Origin of the sequence: Hymenobacter piscis, assembly GCF_018760735.1 — a bacterium.
Lineage (GTDB): Bacteria > Bacteroidota > Bacteroidia > Cytophagales > Hymenobacteraceae > Hymenobacter > Hymenobacter piscis.
In genome coordinates, this window is record NZ_JAHHZN010000032.1 from 1 (window position 1) to 16,620 (window position 16,620).

Annotated in this window: 13 protein-coding genes; 8 read left to right on the top strand and 5 right to left on the bottom strand. The window is 62.4% G+C overall.

Annotated elements, in window-relative coordinates; translation table 11 throughout:
* From KLP40_RS20040 to KLP40_RS20075, 8 genes are all read left to right on the top strand, one after another.
* Positions 1–3,722, top strand: a 3,722-nt coding sequence (locus KLP40_RS20040; RefSeq protein ID WP_215595619.1) for a HAMP domain-containing protein, incomplete at its 5' end; no start/stop codon positions are given.
* Positions 3,723–3,788: 66 nt separating this feature from the next.
* Positions 3,789–4,316 carry a chemotaxis protein CheW gene (locus KLP40_RS20045; RefSeq protein WP_215595620.1) on the top strand — a complete coding sequence of 176 codons (528 nt, stop codon included), beginning with the start codon at positions 3,789–3,791 and terminating at the stop codon, positions 4,314–4,316.
* 51 nt (positions 4,317–4,367) lie between these two features.
* The gene (locus tag KLP40_RS20050) at positions 4,368–4,751 is read left to right on the top strand and encodes a response regulator (protein ID WP_215595621.1); all 384 of its coding nucleotides are present in this window, start codon (positions 4,368–4,370) and stop codon (positions 4,749–4,751) included.
* A 32-nt stretch (positions 4,752–4,783) separates the two neighbouring features.
* On the top strand, positions 4,784–5,848 hold the full coding sequence (locus KLP40_RS20055) for a chemotaxis protein CheB (RefSeq protein WP_215595622.1): 1,065 nt from the start codon (positions 4,784–4,786) through the stop codon (positions 5,846–5,848).
* Positions 5,848–7,482, top strand: coding sequence for a chemotaxis protein CheA (locus KLP40_RS20060; protein ID WP_215595623.1), 1,635 nt, complete (start codon positions 5,848–5,850; stop codon positions 7,480–7,482). Before KLP40_RS20055 ends, KLP40_RS20060 begins: the two co-directional genes overlap by 1 nt.
* Before the next feature lie 58 nt (positions 7,483–7,540).
* Complete coding sequence (locus KLP40_RS20065; protein ID WP_246559057.1) at positions 7,541–8,179, top strand: chemotaxis protein CheC; 639 nt, start codon at positions 7,541–7,543, stop codon at positions 8,177–8,179.
* A gap of 138 nt (positions 8,180–8,317) precedes the next feature.
* Entirely contained in the window at positions 8,318–9,409 is a 1,092-nt protein-coding gene (locus tag KLP40_RS20070; protein ID WP_215595624.1) for an agmatinase family protein, read from the top strand.
* Positions 9,410–9,670: 261 nt separating this feature from the next.
* Complete coding sequence (locus KLP40_RS20075; RefSeq protein WP_215595625.1) at positions 9,671–10,006, top strand: phage holin family protein; 336 nt, start codon at positions 9,671–9,673, stop codon at positions 10,004–10,006.
* Between the two features lie 87 nt (positions 10,007–10,093).
* Here KLP40_RS20075 and KLP40_RS20080 read toward each other — a convergent pair whose 3' ends face one another.
* The 5 genes from KLP40_RS20080 to KLP40_RS20100 form a co-directional block, all read right to left on the bottom strand.
* Positions 10,094–10,801, bottom strand: a complete 708-nt coding sequence (locus tag KLP40_RS20080) for a DUF4349 domain-containing protein (RefSeq protein ID WP_215595626.1) — start codon at positions 10,799–10,801, stop codon at positions 10,094–10,096.
* 129 nt (positions 10,802–10,930) lie between these two features.
* A complete protein-coding gene (locus tag KLP40_RS20085; RefSeq protein ID WP_215595627.1) occupies positions 10,931–11,791 on the bottom strand; it encodes a DUF4349 domain-containing protein in 861 nt (286 codons plus the stop codon).
* Positions 11,792–11,976: 185 nt separating this feature from the next.
* On the bottom strand, positions 11,977–13,281 hold the full coding sequence (murA, locus tag KLP40_RS20090) for a UDP-N-acetylglucosamine 1-carboxyvinyltransferase (protein ID WP_215595628.1): 1,305 nt from the start codon (positions 13,279–13,281) through the stop codon (positions 11,977–11,979).
* 127 nt (positions 13,282–13,408) lie between these two features.
* Positions 13,409–14,134, bottom strand: coding sequence for a DUF4290 domain-containing protein (locus KLP40_RS20095; RefSeq protein WP_215595629.1), 726 nt, complete (start codon positions 14,132–14,134; stop codon positions 13,409–13,411).
* Between the two features lie 167 nt (positions 14,135–14,301).
* Positions 14,302–16,563: an ATP-dependent helicase gene (locus tag KLP40_RS20100; protein ID WP_215595630.1), complete on the bottom strand. Its 2,262-nt coding sequence runs from the start codon at positions 16,561–16,563 to the stop codon at positions 14,302–14,304.
* Positions 16,564–16,620 lie beyond the last annotated feature (57 nt).

Here is a 16,620-nt window from a genome sequence, read left to right on the forward strand (position 1 = left end):
AGGTAACGCGGGTGGCGCAGGAAGTGGGCACGGAGGGCAAGCTGGGCGGGCAGGCGTCGGTGCCGAACGTGGCCGGCATCTGGAAGGACCTGACCGACAACGTGAACTACATGGCCTCGAACCTGACAAGTCAGGTGCGTGACATTGCCAACGTAGCCACGGCCGTAGCCAAGGGCGATTTGAGCCAGAAGATTACGGTGGACGTGAAGGGCGAGCTGCTGCAGCTCAAGCAGAACCTGAACCAGATGGTAGACTCGCTCAACCTGTTTGCCGGTGAGGTAACGCGGGTGGCGCAGGAAGTGGGCACGGAGGGCAAGCTGGGCGGGCAGGCGTCGGTGCCGAACGTGGCCGGCATCTGGAAGGACCTGACCGACAACGTGAACTACATGGCCTCGAACCTGACGAGTCAGGTGCGTGACATTGCCAACGTGGCCACGGCCGTAGCCAAGGGCGACCTGAGCCAGAAAATCACCGTCGATGTAAAAGGGGAGTTGCTGCAGTTGAAGCAGAACCTGAACCAGATGGTGGACTCGCTCAACCTGTTTGCCGGCGAGGTAACGCGGGTGGCGCAGGAAGTGGGCACGGAGGGCAAGCTGGGCGGGCAGGCGTCGGTACCGAACGTGGCCGGCATCTGGAAGGACCTGACGGATAACGTGAACTACATGGCCTCGAACCTGACGAGTCAGGTGCGTGACATTGCCAACGTGGCCACGGCCGTAGCCAAAGGCGACCTGAGCCAGAAAATCACCGTCGATGTAAAAGGGGAGTTGCTGCAGTTGAAGCAGAACCTGAACCAGATGGTGGACTCGCTCAACCTGTTTGCCGGCGAGGTAACGCGGGTGGCCCTGGAAGTGGGTACGGAGGGCAAGCTGGGCGGCCAGGCGTCGGTGCCAAACGTGGCCGGTGTCTGGAAGGACCTGACCGACAACGTAAATAACATGGCCTCGAACCTGACGAGTCAGGTGCGCGACATTGCCAACGTGGCCACGGCCGTAGCCCGCGGCGACCTGAGCCAGAAGATGACCGTGGACGTGAAGGGCGAAATCCTGGAGCTCAAGGACATCCTCAACCAGATGGTGGACTCGCTCAACATCTTCGGCGACGAAGTAACCCGGGTGGCCCGCGAAGTAGGCACGGAAGGCCGCCTCGGCGGTCAGGCCAGCGTACCGCGCGTGGGCGGCACCTGGAAGGAGCTGACCGACAACGTGAACACCATGGCCTCGAACCTGACCAGTCAGGTGCGCGACATTGCCAGCGTGGCCACGGCCGTAGCCAAAGGCGACCTGACCCAGAAGATGACGGTGGATGTGAAAGGCGAGATTCTCGACCTCAAAAACATCCTCAACCAGATGGTGGACTCGCTCAACATCTTCGCCGGGGAAGTAACCCGGGTGGCCCGCGAAGTGGGCACGGAAGGTATTCTGGGCGGCCAGGCCAACGTGCCGAGCGTATCGGGCACCTGGAAAGACCTGACCGATAACGTGAACACGATGGCCTCGAACCTGACAAGTCAGGTGCGCGACATTGCCAACGTGGCCACGGCCGTAGCCAAGGGCGATTTGAGCCAGAAAGTATCCGTTGATGTGAAGGGCGAGCTGTTCCAGCTCAAGGAAAACCTCAACCAGATGGTGGACTCGCTCAACACCTTCGGCGACGAAGTAACCCGGGTGGCCCGCGAGGTGGGCACGGAAGGCCGCCTCGGTGGTCAGGCCGTGGTGCCCAACGTGCGCGGCACCTGGAAGGACCTCACCGACAACGTAAACTTCATGGCCGCCTCGCTCACCAGCCAGGTGCGCGACATTGCCAACGTAACCTCCGCCGTAGCCCGCGGCGACCTGAGCCAGAAAGTATCCGTTGATGTAAAAGGCGAGCTGCTCGACCTCAAGGACAACATCAACCAGATGGTGGACTCGCTCAACGTGTTTGCCGGCGAAGTAACCCGGGTGGCCCAGGAAGTAGGGACCGAAGGCCGCCTCGGCGGCCAGGCCGATGTGCCCAACGTGTCGGGCGTGTGGAAGGACCTGACCGACAACGTGAACACCATGGCCGCCAACCTCACCACCCAGGTGCGGGGCATTGTGAAAGTGGTAACGGCCGTATCGCAGGGTGACCTGACCCAGAAGCTGACCCTCGAAGCCAAGGGCGAGGTGGCCGAGCTGGCCGAAACCATCAACCGGATGGTGGACGACCTCAACCGCCTAGCCGTGGAAGTAAGCCGGGTAGCCAAAGTGGCCGGGGTGGATGGCAAGCTCACCGAGCGCGCTACCGTAACCGACGTGTCGGGCTCCTGGAAGGAACTGGTGGACACGCTCAACGCCCTGATTGAAAGCATTGCCTCGCCGGTACTCGAAGTGAGCCGGGTGGTACGCGCCATTTCGGAAGGCGACCTGCAGCAGCAGGTGGAAATTGAAACCACCGGCGACATCCGCGCCATGGCCGACGCCCTGAACCTGGCCGTGGACAACCTCAACGAGCTGCTGGGCGAAATCAACGAGTCGTCGCAGATTGTGGGCGAGTCGTCGGAGGAAATGGTGATGAAAGGCCAGGAGATGAGCCGGGTAACCGTCGACGTGGCCCTGGCCATGCAGCAGATGGCCGAAGGCGCCCAGAACCAGGCCCTCAAAACCGACCAGGCCTTCAAGCTGATCGAGGAAATCATGCAGGCCACCAAGGAAACCGCCGGCAAAGCCGACGTGGGCATCAAGGCCGCTATCCTCGGGGAGCAAACCTCTCAGCTGGGCCTCAAAACGGTGGCCGAGGTGGTGAAAAACATGGAGGAAATCAGCTCCGCCGCCGCCCAGACTTCCAAGACTATTGAGGTACTGAGCACCCGTTCGGGCGAAATCAGCAAGTCGCTGGGCGTGATTACCGACATTGCCTCCCAGACCAACCTGCTGGCCCTGAACGCCGCCATTGAGGCCGCCCGCGCCGGGGAAGCCGGCCGTGGTTTTGCCGTGGTAGCCGAGGAAATCCGCAAGCTGGCCGAAGGCTCCCGCAAATCGGCCAGCGAAATTGCCACGCTGGTAGAAGACGTTCGGAAGGACACCACGTCCGCCGCTTCCGCTATCAGCACCATGGAGGGCCGGGTACTCAAGGGCAAGAACGCCACCTTCGAGGCCAGCTCGGCCTTCAAGAACATTGCCACCTCCTCGGGCGAAACCCTGCGCACCAGCCGCGACATTCTCACGGCCACCGAGATTCAGAAAACGAGTATCGGCGACGTGGTCAAGTACGTGGAGGAAGTGGTAGCCATTGCCGAGCAGACGGCCTCCGGCACCCAGCAAGTGGCCAGCACGGCCAAGCAGCTTTCCACCAGCATGCAGGAGCTGACGACCAGCAGCCAGAACCTGACCAACATTGCCGACGACCTGCAACTGGGCCTCTCGGCCTTCCAGCTCATGGAAGACCTGGAGCCTGAACCCGAGCCCGAACCGGAGCCCATCCGTCGCCGCCTGACGCGGCGCACCACGACGGCTCCTTCGGCTCCGGCTGCTTCGGCCGAGCCGAAGGAAACGGCTAAACCAACGGTTTCGGCAGCGCGCCAGGCCGCCGCCAAAGCCCGTGGAGCGGCCCGTCGTGCCACGGCTTCGGCTCCGGATGCCGCGCCGGCCCCGTCTGCGCCCGAGCCTAAACGGGTAGCCCGCAAAAAGGCGCCGGCGGTTAAAGCTGCCGAACCGGCCGCGCCAGCCAAGGCCAAAACCACCAAGAGCAAAGCCAAATAATTTCCCCTCGTTCCGGACCAGCGGCCCGCCTTCGGGTGGGTCGCGCGGGCCGTTAGTGTAACCGGCATGCCTGAATCAGACAAAGTAGCCAAACAGGACCCCATCATTCAGCTGATTGTGTTTCGGCTGGGAGAGGAAGAGTACGGCATCCGGATTGAGCAGGTGAAGGAGGTGACCATCACGCCCGACATTGCCCGGATGCCCAAAACGCCTTCCTTCGTGAAGGGAATTGCCAACCTGCGCGGGGATATTATTGCCGTTATCGACCTGGAGGAGCGGTTCAACCTGAACGCGGCGGCCGAACCCATGCCGGCCGTGTCGTACACCATGGCCATTGAGGCCAAGGAATACACCATCGGTATTATCGTGCGGGAGGTGCCCCAGCCGTTGTCCATTGCCCAGTCGGTGATTGAGCAGGCCCCGGAGTTTATCCAGGATGCGAACATCAACGACAAATACATTGAGGGTATTGCCAAAATCGGCCCCCGCATCATTGTGGTGCTCGACATGCTGAAGCTGCTCACGCCCGCCGAAATCATGCAGTTGCAGCCTGCCGCAACATCTTCCGCTACCCACAGCCGTACAACGTCCTGATCTGATCGGACTGTTCGGCTCCTTTACCTCATTCTGCTTTTTGCACTTCTCATGAAAAACCGCATCCTCATCGTCGACGACTCTTTCTACATGCGTACGATGCTCAAGAATATGCTCACCGATGCCGGCTACGAAGTGGTAGGCGAAGCAGCCAACGGCCAGCAGGCCCTGGAAATGGCCACGGCCACCCGCCCCGACCTGATTACGCTGGATGTCATTCTGCCTGACAACACCGGTCTCGACGTGCTCAAAGGCATCCGCCAGGAGCAGCCCGAGGTGAAAGTGGTCATGTGCTCGGCCGTAGGCCAGGAGGTTATCGTGAACGAGGCGCTGGAAAGCGGTGCCACGGCCTATATCGTGAAGCCCTTTTCCGAAGAAAAAGTCCTTGAGATTGTGGGCGCCGCCCTGCAGGACGCCTCGTCCGATCAGGCCTAGCCGTTCGCCTTATTCCGCGTTTTCGTCTGACCGTGTCTTCTTTCCCTCCCGCTCTTACCTTTCTGCTTGGCAGCCTGCCCGCCCCGGTGCGGGCCCTGCTAAGCCGGCTGCCGCGCACCGATTCCGCCCTGGAACTGGTAGGCTCGGCTGCGGGCACGGCGGAACTGCCCCTGCTGGCACGCCGGCTGCGGCCGGGGGTGGTAGTGGTAGGGGAAGACCAGTTGCTGGGACTGGAGCGGTTACGCCAGTACTATCCGGTGCCTGTGCTGCTGTATAGTACCCGTCCTCCGCTACCTGGCATGTTACGCGAGGTGCAGAATCTGGGCGTGTACGGCTATTTGCCACCGGCTCCTGCCAGCGGACCGGAGCTGTGGGCCTGGTGCCAGCAGGCGAAGACCCAACTGCTGGCGGCCCGGCCCGAGCCTGCCGTGCCAGTGCCCGTTATTCGTAACCTGACGGTGCCGCTGCCCCCGCGGGGAATTGTGGTTATTGGAGGGTCAACGGGGGGCGGGCCGGCAGTGGAAAAGGTGCTGGCGGCTTTGCCCGTCAATTTTCCCTGGGCCGTGCTGGTCGCCGTGCATCTGCCCGGTCATTTTACCGGCTCCCTCGTGGATCGGCTGCAGCGGGCTACCGCGCTGCCGGTAACGGCCGCTAGCAGCGGAGCCCGCCTCGAGGCCGGCCGCGTGCTGGTGGCGCCGGGAGGCCACAACCTGGTGGTCCGCCCGGTGCTGGAAGGCCCCTGGCTGGGCTGGCAGACCGATTTCGTGAGTGAAACCAGCTTGGATGTACCTTCCGTGGATCTGCTGATGCAGTCGGCCGCCCGGCTGGCGGGCCGTCACGTGCTGGGTGTGGTCCTGACGGGGCTGGGCCGGGATGGCACGGCCGGGGCCCGCGCCATACGCCAGCAGGGCGGCACCGTTATCGTACAGGATCAGGCGTCTTCGGCCGTGTTCAGCATGCCCAAATCGGTGATTCAGGCCGGGCAGGCCAGTGCCGTAGTGCCCCTGACCGACGTGGCCGAGTATCTGGTGCGCCATGTGCAGCGGCCGGTAGCGGCGGCCTCGTTTTCCTCCCGTCTTCCAAAGGCCCTGGCGTAATGAAATCACGGGAACAGGAGTATCGGGAGATTTTCATGGCCGAGGCGTTGGAGTACTACGACGCCATGAGCCGGCACATCAGCGAGCTGGAGCGCAACCCCGGCGACGAACCGGCCCTCAATGAGCTGTTCCGGCTCATGCACAACCTCAAATCGAATGCCCGGGCTATGGGCTACAACCCCATTGGGGAAGTGGCTCACCACATGGAAACCATTTTCGGGCTGATTCGGGACAAGGAAAAAACGTTTACCGGCAGCGTGGTACCGGTGCTCTTCGGCGGCATCGATACCATTGGGGAGATGATTCGGGCCGTGGGCGAAAACGAGGACCTGCCCGAGGTCAGGCGCCTGCTCGACAACCTCGACCGGCTGGTAAAAGGGGAGGAACCCAACCTGGAGGACGAGGAAGAGGACGACGACGAAGACGTGAGTCGCAAGCTCGAACTCTCGGACCTGGTCTACATTCAGGTGCGCAAGCTCGACCACCTGATGAACCTGGTGGGCGAGCTCATCATCGACCGGGACCGGATTCTGACCCTGAGCAAGGAAATTGGCAGCCAGGCCCTCACCACGGCCGCTGCCCATCTCTCGCGCATTGCCGACGAGCTGCAGTACAGCGTCATGGACGCCCGCTTGGTAGGCGTGGGCTCGTTGTTCAGCAAGTTCCCGCGGGTGGTGCGCGATGTGGCCACGGCCGAGCAGAAGGACGTGGAGCTGACTATGACCGGCGAGGACATCCAGATTGACCGCAATATCCTCCAGATCATCACCGATGCGCTGCTGCACCTGGTGCGCAACGCCATCGGCCACGGCCTCGAAACCCCGGCCGAGCGCGTGGCGGCGGGCAAGCCGGCCCAGGGACACCTGCTGCTCTCGGCCCAGGCCGAGCGCGACGACGTGCTGGTACGCGTGCAGGACGACGGGCGGGGCATTAACGTGGAAAGTGTGCGCCGCAAGGCCGTGGAGCGCGGCCTGGTCAGTGCCGCCGCCGCCGCCGGCCTCCCCGACGACGCCGTGCGGGCCTTCCTGTTCGAGCCCGGCTTCTCGATGGCCAAGGAGGTAACCGAAATTTCGGGCCGGGGCGTGGGCCTCGACGTGGTGAAGCTGGCCATTGACTCGCTTGGCGGGCAGCTGCGCGTGAGCTCGGTGCTGGGCGAAGGCACCACTTTTACCTTGGTGCTGCCTACGTCTATTGCCGTGAAAGGCGCCCTGCTTTTCGAGCTGGAAAACCGCAACTACGCCATCCCGCTCATGCACACCGATTCGGTGGTGTCCTTGCTGCCCGAGGATTTCCACGTGGTAGGCGGACTGCTGCTGACCCGGATTCAGGACGAAAACGTGCCGGTGGTGGCCCTGCGCCGCCTGCTGCACAACGGCGACGGGCCCCTGCCGCCCGCCGTGAAGGCCGACCTCTCGGGCCGGCAGGACATCATCATCGTGAACTACAACAACCGGCGGCTCGGCCTCATCGTCGACCGTTTTTTGCGCCAGCAGGATATCGTGGTTAAGCCCATGAGCAAACCGCTGGATACCATTGATTTGTTTGGGGGCGTGACGCTGCTGGGCAGCGGGCAGGTGTGCCTGGTGCTGGATGTGCCCGCCCTGACCCGGCTGTTTTTAGCCAAACGACCCTAATTCTCGTATTGCAGACCCCGGCCGCGGCTTTGGTCGTTCGCCTTTTCAACTGACTCGTATGGATTTGCACATGACGGAACTGGAGCGGGATATCATCCGTGAGATTCTGAATATCGGGCTGGCACGCGCCGCCGATTCATTCGCGGTTATCGCCCAGGAAAAGGTGCTGCTGGAAGTACCTAATCTGGATATTGTATCGGGACAAAACGTGCTGGAGAAGGTCCTCGACCTGCAGGCCGGCCACGTGGTCATCCAGTCCGATATCCGGGGGGATTTCAACGGCACCACCCTCATGTTCTTCTCCGGCCAGCACGTGCAGCGCCTCTCCCGGGTGTGCCTGCGCATGACGACTTCCGACTCCATCCACATTGATGAGATGCAGGAGTCGTTACTGTTGGAAATCAGCAACATCATCACCGGGGCTCTGGTCACGCAGCTGGCCAACATCCTGAAGGCCCAGATCTACGGTGCTCCGCCCGTGCACCCGAGCGGTGACATGGCCGCCGCCCTCAAAAGCCTGCTCCTCGACCACCCGATGGTGCAGCCGCTCATCTTCTCGGTTATCACCCAGTTCTCCGATAAGGAAAACTCCGTGGAGCTACCGCTGATGATTTTCTTTGACCGCGAAACGTTCGAGAAAATCATCGAAATCATCCGGACCTACGATTTTATGGGCGGCCAGCACCTGGGTTCGTAAGTTTGCGGTGCCTGCCTGTTGCGGACCTGGTCCCGGCAGCGGCCCCCACGCCGGTAACGGCCGCCGCCTCCGGGCTGCGGCGTTGCGCCGGGCGCGGGGGCCGCGGCGTTTCTTTTCACCCCTCATTCGCTCCGTTTCATGGCTGATTCTGATTCCGCCCTCGAGAAAAAACTTGCTGACTTCGACCCCAATGCCCTTGGCGACACCTCCGGCGGCATTTTCGGGCTGCCCTTCACGCCCGAGGAGGCGCAGGTAGTGGTAGTGCCCGTGCCCTGGGAAGTCACCGTGTCTTACCGCGCTGGCACCGCCGAAGGCCCCGAAGCCATGCGTGCCGCCTCTTTGCAGGTAGACCTCTACGACCCGGACCTGCCCAACGCCTGGCGCATGGGCCTGGCTATGGAAGAAGCTGACGAAACCATTGCCGCCGAAAGCCAGGAACTGCGCCCCCGGGCCGAAGGCTACATCGGCTGGCTGGAAGAAGGCGAGCCCGAAAGCGGCCACGCCGAGCACGCGGCCGTGCCCACCCACATCAATGCGCGCGGCCAGGCGCTGCTGGAATGGCTCAAACAGAAAACCGGGGCCCTGCTAGACGCCGGCAAGGGCGTGATGGTGCTGGGCGGTGACCACAGCACGCCCCTGGGCTACCTGCACGCCCTGGCCGAGCGCCACCAGGAGTTCGGGATTCTGCAGATTGATGCCCACTGCGACCTGCGCCCGGCCTACGAGGGCTTCGAGTTCTCCCACGCCTCCATCATGTACAACGCCCTCAAGCTGCCCCAGGTGAAGAAGCTGGTGCAGGTGGGCATCCGCGACTACTGCCAGCAGGAAGCTGACTACATCGACCAGAGCAACGGCCGCGTGGCCCTGTTCGCCGACCGATTCCTGCAGGCCGAAATGCTGGGCGGCAAGTCGTGGAAGAAGGAGTGCAAGAAAATCATTGCCCAGCTGCCCCCCAAGGTATATGTGAGCTTCGACATCGACGGCCTCGACCCCAAGCTCTGCCCCGGCACCGGCACGCCCGTGCCCGGCGGCCTGGAGTTTGAGCAGGCCCTCTACCTGCTGCGCATGGTGGTGCGCTCGGGCCGCACCATCATCGGCTGCGACCTGAACGAAGTAGCCCCCGGCGACACCGAGTGGAACGCCATTGTGGGCGCCCGCCTGCTCTACCACATGGCCAACTGGATGGGCGTTTCCCAGGGCTTCCTGCAGGCTAAGCCCACGGAGAAGTAAGTTGCCAGTTGTCGGTTGTTGGTTGTCAGTAAATACGCGGTCATCCTGACGAAGGAAGCATCCTCTCACGTTAGCGCAAGTCGTTGAACCGGCCTCGTTTCAGCGTGAAAGGATCCTTCCTTCGTCAGGATGACCATGTATTTACTGACAACCAACAACTGACAACCAACAACCAACAACCAACAACTGAATAGGCCTGAGTGCGTACTGTATTCAACTCCCTGCATACTGTACATCTCTCACCTAAACCGTTTTTGCCTTATGGGCTTCATTCTCAAGTTCATTCTCTCGGCCGTCATCACCTACCTGCTGGCCAATTTCCTGCCCGGCGCCCAGATTGATGGGTTCGGTAGCGCCATGATCCTAGTTATCGTGCTGGCCATCCTCAACGCCGTGGTCAAGCCGATTCTGCAAATCATTGGCCTGCCTATCACCATTCTCACGCTGGGCCTGTTCCTGTTCGTCATCAATGCCCTGATTGTGATGCTGGCCAGCTACCTGATGTCCAGCTTTGAAATCGATGGCTTTGTTTCCGCGTTGATTTTTAGTGTAGTGCTGTCCCTGGCCACCTCGGTGGTTGACATGATTGTGGACTAGCTCACGGCTGTACCTAAACGCAACGCGCCCCGCTTTTCCGGTTTCTGGAAGGCGGGGCGCGTTGCGTTTAGGTACATGCAGGCCGCATCAGGCCGGTAGCCGCCGCTGCCGCCGACGGTATATCAGCCAGCTGGCCAGTACCAGCGTGAGGGGCCACAGATAGGTGAGCGCAACGACGAATTCCCCCAGCAGATGCCAGCCGTACCGCAGCCCGGCGACCAGGCGCGGAGCCAGCGGGGGCTGCGGGGCCATTTCGGCCGGTACTGGCTGGTAGTATACCAGGTCGAGGGTGCCCATGGTAGCTTCTTCGGCCAGCAGCTGGTCGCGGGCCGACAGCACGCTGGCAGCCGTGTCCTGGGTGCGGGCCTGCAGCTGCTCGGAGGTCAGGTCGTGGGAGCGAATGTCCTTGTTTTCGACGTAGCCCAGGCGGCCCAGGGCAAACGTGAGGGGCAGAAACCGCGCCGAGGGCACCCGGATGGTCAGGTGTTGCGAGTGGCGGCCGTCGTCGGTGGCTTCGTGGGCCTCGGCCAGGTAAGCCCCGTGCCGGTAGAGCAGCGTATCCAGCTGCACCGTGGCAGATTCAAAGTCCGTAACCCGCATCCGCATATCGGCCTGATAAATGACCGGGCGGTGTGTTTGCCACAGCCGACCCAGCGGCACGTCGGGCAGGTTGGCGGCGGGCGGTACTACCAGCGGCTGTTTTTCTTCAACGGCCGCCGGGGCCTCTTCTTTTTGCTGGGCGCAGCTGCCCAGCAACAGCCCCAGTAGCGGGAGCAGTTGCCATCGTTTTTTCATCGGGATTCGGGAAGAAGGAGGGAAGATGAAAAAGCTGCGCAGCTTCTGCCGGTTCATACGCCGGCTCCGAAAAACGTAACCCATCCCCGCCCGACTATTCGGCATGTCGGCCGGGGGCGGCGGCGCGGTTCAGGCTTGCCGCCGCCGGGCGCGGCGGCGCCACCAGAAGCGCAGGAGTGCCAGGGTGCCGGCGGCCAGTACCAGCAGCGGCCAGGCTCCCACGAGGCCCAGCACGAGGTCGGTGAGCAGCTCCCAGCCGCGGTAGAAGGAGGCCAGCAGGCGGCTGCCGAAGGACAGCACGGGCGCATCGGGGCGGGGCTGGCTCAGGGGCTGGTAGTAGGTGAGGCGGATGGTGGAGTAGCCCACTTCGTCGTTGAGGGTGCGCAGGCGACTCTCGGTCGCCTCCACTTCCTCCCGGATTTCGCCCATCTTCTGCTCAATTTCGAGCATGTCGGCCACCTTGGTTGCCTTTTTCAGCAGCTCCAGATACCGCTGCTCCAGGGCCCGCTTGGAGGCCAGCCGGGCCGTGATGTCGGCGTGCTGGGCCGTGACGTCCTCGGTGGTCAGCTGCTTGGATTCCACGGTGCCCAGCCGGCCCGGTTCCAGGCCGCTCAGCACGGCCTGGAACCGGGCCGGCGCCACCCGGATGGTCACCTCGTGCCGCCACTCCGCATCCTCCCGCACTTCCGACACGGACTCCACGTACGCCCCCACGGCCCGCAGCAGGGTATCCACGTGCTGGTTGGCCCGGGGCAAATCGGCCACTTTCACCCGCACCCGGGCGTGGTAAATAAGCTTGCGGCTGGCCGCCGGCGCCACGGGCGTCGGAATTTCGCCAGTAGCGGAGGAAGCCATGGGCTCGTACGAGGCAGCGGGAGCTTCGTGCAGTTCCGGTATGGCGAGCATCATGTCTGCGGGGGCACTTCCCGGTTTGTCGCAGGCAGCCAGAACGGCCAACAGGCCCACCAGGAGCAGGGAGGAAATACGCATAATCAGGAAGGATAAAAGATGACCCCATCGCCCCGCCCCGCCCGCACGTTTCCTCAACGGTCCGGCCCCGGCTCCTGGTATATGCTTGCCGCCCCAAACGCAAACCGCCCGGCTCCTGCAAGCAGAAACCGGGCGGTTACAAGTAGGTCAATCTCACTACTCCGTACTCGCTACACAATACCGCGTTACAGCCGGCGAATCTGGGCGCCGAGGGCGGTCAGGCGCTTGTCGATGTGCTGATAGCCGCGGTCAATCTGCTCCACGTTCTCGATGACGCTGCGGCCTTCGGCCGAGAGGGCCGCGATGAGCAGGGCCACGCCCGCCCGGATGTCGGGGGAGGTCATGGTGATACCGTGGAGGCGTTTCTGGTGGTTGAGGCCGATGACGGTGGCGCGGTGCGGGTCGCAGAGAATCACCTGGGCGCCCATGTCGATGAGCTTGTCGACGAAGAACAAACGCGACTCGAACATCTTCTGGTGAATGAGCACCGTGCCCTTGGCCTGGGTGGCCACCACCAGCACAATGCTGAGCAGGTCGGGCGTGAAACCGGGCCAGGTGTGGTCGGAAATGGTGAGGATGCTGCCGTCGAGGTAGGTATCGATTTCGTAGTGCTCCTGGGCCGGAATGTGGATGTCGTCGCCGCGGAATTCGAGCTGGATGCCCAGCTTGCGGAACGTGTCGGGAATCAGGCCCAACTCGGCAATCTGGCAGTCCTTGATGGTGATTTCGGAGCCCGTCATGGCCGCCAGACCAATAAAGGAGCCGATTTCAATCATGTCGGGCAGCATGCGGTGGTCGGTGCCGCCGAGCTCGGTTACGCCCTCAATGGTGAGCAGGTTGGAGCCGATGCCGTTGATGTTGGCGCCCATGCGCACCAGCATTTTGCAGAGCTGTTGCAGATACGGCTCGCAGGCGGCGTTATATATGGTGGTGGTGCCCCGGGCCAGCACGGCGGCCATCACGATGTTGGCCGTGCCCGTCACGGAAGCTTCGTCCAGCATCATGTAGGCGCCGGTCAGGCCGTTTTCGGCCTTGATGCGGTAAAAGTCGAGGCCTTCCAGGGTGAGCTTGCCGCCCAGCTTTTCGAGACCCAAAAAGTGCGTATCCATCGGCCGGCGGCCGATTTTGTCGCCGCCCGGCTTGGGCAGCTGGCAGCGCCCGAAGCGGGCCAGCATGGGCCCCAGAATCATGACGGAGCCGCGCAGCGCGCCGGCCTGGGCCACGAATTCGGGGGTATCGAGGTAGTCCAGGTTCACGCTGTCGGCCTGGAACCGGTAGGTATCGGAGGCCAGCTTGCCCACTTTTACGCCCATGTCGCGCAGCAGCTCAATGAGCTTGTTCACGTCGCGGATGTCGGGGATATTGCTGATGGTGACCGGCTCGGCGGTGAGCAGCACGGCGCACAGAATCTGGAGGGCTTCGTTTTTCGCACCCTGGGGCACGATTTCACCGTGCAGCGGCTTACCGCCAATTACTTCAAAAGAGGCCATTTATATAGGAGTTTAGGAGTTGGGAGCTAGGAGCCGGAATTTGGTAACAGAATGTAGCCGAGCGATACTGATGCACAGTAATCGAACTCCTGTCTTCTAGCTTCTAACTCCTCGCTTCTCAGAAAAGCTACTGCGGGGGTTGCTGGGGTTCCTGGCGGTTTTTGCGGCCGCCGCGGCGCTGTTTGTCGCGGCGGTTGCCGCCGTTGTTGTTGCCGCCGGAGCCGCCGCGGCGGTTGCCGCCGTTGTCGCGCTCCTGGCGGGGCTGGGGCACGATGAAGGGCGCGGGCCGGCCGCCGGCAGTGGTAAACTCGAACAGGTTCTGGGCGTCCACCTGGTCGGGGTCGAGGGTGAGCTGGCCGCCCGAGAGCTCCCTGAGGTGCTTGAGAATGGTGACGTCCTTGGCATTTTCCTTGTTGTGGGAGCGGTAGAGGAACTTCATGGTCCGCCCGATGATGGCGGTGGCCTGCTCCCGCTCGGCGGGGTCTTCCAGGGTCAGGGCCTGGGCCACGAGCTGCTCCACGGCTTGGCCGTAGGCCCGGAATTTGGGGCCTTTGGCGGGGTAGGGGATGCGCTGGGGCGGGGCCAGGTTCACCTGGGCCACCAGCGGGAAGGGCGCGTCCACGTCCAGCTCGCCGTCGGCCATTTCAAACACGTGGTTCCAGACTTTGGCCTGGCTGTCGGGCTGGTCGCGCAGGGCGGGCTGAAGGCGGAAGATGAGCTGCACAATCTGCTGGGCCCGGCGGGTGCGCTCGGCGCGGTCCTCGATGCCGGCCAGCTGCTGCACGAGCTGGAACGTGCTCTGGCCGTATTCGCGCTGAAGCAGCTCGTGTTTATGAAGGGAAGGTAGGGTCATGAAAATGGTATTCGGAGGGTCAAATATACGCCAAACCCTGCCCCGTTGGCGCTCTGAGTAGTACAGAAGCCAGCGGGGCAAGGTTTGGCGCGGGCGCGCGGCTGAGGGGGGCGGCGCGCGGGTTGGCTAAGGTAACGCAAAAGCGCGCAACTCGGCCGGATACCGGTTTAGTGCACCCGCAGCTTGGCGAAGCTCAGGAGCAGCGTCTTCTCGCCCACTTCCTCGAACTGAATCACGGCTTTGGTGGAGCCCTGCACGGTTTCGAGCTTGCTGACGGTGCCGAAGCCGAACTTGGGGTGCTCCACGCGCTGGCCGGTTTGCAGGTTGCTCGTGTCGGAGGGCGTGAAGTCGGCGGGGGCCACGTACTTGGTGGCGGCCGTTTTGCGGGGCGGGGGCGGAATCAGGTTCGAGCGGCGCTCAAACACGTGGCCGAAGGGCGACTCGCCCGGGCCGGCGCGGTCGGGACCGGGGCCGGCCGAGAACTTGAAGTCGACGTACTTGGGGTCGATTTCGTCTAGGAAGCGGCTTTTCTCGCAGCTGCGCAGGTTGCCCCACTGGTAGCGGGAGGTGGCGTAGCTCAGGGTCAGCTTCTTTTCGGCCCGCGTGATGGCCACGTAGAACAGGCGGCGCTCCTCCTCCAGATCGGCGCGGGAGGTAATCATCATCTGGCTCGGGAACAGGTTTTCCTCCAGACCCACGATGTAGACGTTGCGGAATTCCAGGCCCTTGGCCGAGTGAATGGTCATCATGGTCACCTGCTCGCCCTCTGCCTGGGCGTCCTTGGTGTCGGCGTCGGTGACCAGGGCAATGTCCTGCAAAAAGGCGCCGAGGCTCTTTTCCTCGCGCTCCGGGTCTTCCACGAAGGCCTTGATGCCGTTGAGCAGCTCCTGGATGTTCTCGTAGCGGCTCAGGCCCTCGATGCTCTTATCGGCGTAGAGCTCCTCAATCATGCCCGAGTTCTTGGCAATGAACTTGGCCGCCTCGAAGGCATCGTCCTTGGCCGCCACGGCGGTGTAGGCCTTGATTTTCTCCGCGAAATCCACAATCGGGTTGGCCGTGCGGGTGGGCAGGAACTTGTCGGCGTTGCTGACCACCTCCCAGATGGTGTGGTTGGTTTCCTCGGCCGTCGAAATCAGCTTGGCCAAGGTCGTGTCGCCGATGCCGCGCTTGGGGTAGTTAATGACCCGGCGCAGGGCCTGCTCATCGTTGGGGTTGACGGTGAGGCGCAGGTAGGCCACCAGGTCCTTGATTTCCTTGCGCTGGTAGAAGCTCAGGCCGCCCACAATCTTGTACTTGATGTTGAGCTTGCGCAGGGATTCCTCCATGGCCCGGCTCTGGGCGTTGGTGCGGTAGAGGATGGCAAAATCATCGTACGACAAGTGCTGGTTCATCTTGTCCTCGTAGATGCTCTGAGCCACCAGCTTGCCTTCCTCGTTATCCGAAGAAGCCTTGAATACCTCAATCAGCGGGCCTTCCTCGTTGTCGGAAAACACGTCCTTGCGCAGCTGGGCCTGGTTGTTCTTGATAACCGAGTTGGCCGCCTTCACGATGGTCTGGGTGGAGCGGTAGTTCTGCTCCAGCTTGAAGACCTGCAGCTCGGGGTAGTCCTTCTCGAAGTTGAGAATGTTCTGAATATCGGCGCCCCGGAAGGCGTAGATGCTCTGGGCGTCGTCGCCGACCACGCAGATGTTACGCTCCTTGGCCGCCAGCTTGCGGGCAATCAGGTACTGGGAGTAGTTGGTGTCCTGGTACTCGTCCACCATCACGTACCGGAACATGTTCTGGTACTTGTTGAGCACGTCGGGGTGGTCCTTGAACAGCACGTTGGTCTGGTAGAGCAGGTCGTCGAAGTCCATGGCCCCGGCCTTGAAGCAGCGGTTGGCGTACTGCTGGTAAATCACGCCCAGCTTGGGTCGCAGCGCCGACTCGTCGTCCTGCTTAATCACGGGGTCGTTGAGGTACTGCTGCACCGAGATGAGCTTGTTCTTGGCCCCCGAAATCCGGCTCAGCACCATATTGGGCTTGTAGAGCTTGTCGTCGAGCTCCAGCTCCTTGAGAATCTGCCCGATGAGCGTTTTGCTGTCCTGGGTATCGTAGATGGTAAAGGAGCGGGGAAAGCCGATTTTGTCGGCCTCAGAGCGCAGGATGCGGGCAAAAATGCTGTGGAAAGTGCCCATCCACAGGTTTTTAGCCTCGGGGCCGACGACCTTCTCAATGCGGGCGCGCATCTCGCGGGCGGCCTTGTTGGTGAAGGTGAGGGCCAGAATGTTGAACGGGTTGACGCCCTGTTCCAGCAGGTTGGCAATGCGGTAAGTGAGCACCCGGGTTTTGCCCGAGCCGGCGCCGGCAATAATCATGCAGGGGCCTTCGATTTGCATCACGGCGGCGGCCTGCGAGGGGTTCAGTAGCGAATGATAATCGAGTCCCATGGGAAGTAGTCAGCAGCGGAAACTAAGCCGGTTGGCTTCTTAGCAAAGGTAGGGCTT

Excerpts from the sequence above, each read along its gene's own strand:
- KLP40_RS20085 (WP_215595627.1), bottom strand. The coding sequence starts at position 11,791 with ATGCGTATTTCCTCCCTGCTCCTGGTGGGCCTGTTGGCCGTTCTGGCT.
- KLP40_RS20075 (WP_215595625.1), top strand. The coding sequence starts at position 9,671 with ATGGGCTTCATTCTCAAGTTCATTCTCTCGGCCGTCATCACCTACCTG.
- KLP40_RS20100 (WP_215595630.1), bottom strand. The coding sequence starts at position 16,563 with ATGGGACTCGATTATCATTCGCTACTGAACCCCTCGCAGGCCGCCGCC.
- KLP40_RS20060 (WP_215595623.1), top strand. The coding sequence starts at position 5,848 with ATGAAATCACGGGAACAGGAGTATCGGGAGATTTTCATGGCCGAGGCG.
- KLP40_RS20080 (WP_215595626.1), bottom strand. The coding sequence starts at position 10,801 with ATGAAAAAACGATGGCAACTGCTCCCGCTACTGGGGCTGTTGCTGGGC.
- KLP40_RS20070 (WP_215595624.1), top strand. The coding sequence starts at position 8,318 with ATGGCTGATTCTGATTCCGCCCTCGAGAAAAAACTTGCTGACTTCGAC.
- KLP40_RS20065 (WP_246559057.1), top strand. The coding sequence starts at position 7,541 with ATGGATTTGCACATGACGGAACTGGAGCGGGATATCATCCGTGAGATT.
- KLP40_RS20045 (WP_215595620.1), top strand. The coding sequence starts at position 3,789 with ATGCCTGAATCAGACAAAGTAGCCAAACAGGACCCCATCATTCAGCTG.
- murA (WP_215595628.1), bottom strand. The coding sequence starts at position 13,281 with ATGGCCTCTTTTGAAGTAATTGGCGGTAAGCCGCTGCACGGTGAAATC.
- KLP40_RS20050 (WP_215595621.1), top strand. The coding sequence starts at position 4,368 with ATGAAAAACCGCATCCTCATCGTCGACGACTCTTTCTACATGCGTACG.
- KLP40_RS20095 (WP_215595629.1), bottom strand. The coding sequence starts at position 14,134 with ATGACCCTACCTTCCCTTCATAAACACGAGCTGCTTCAGCGCGAATAC.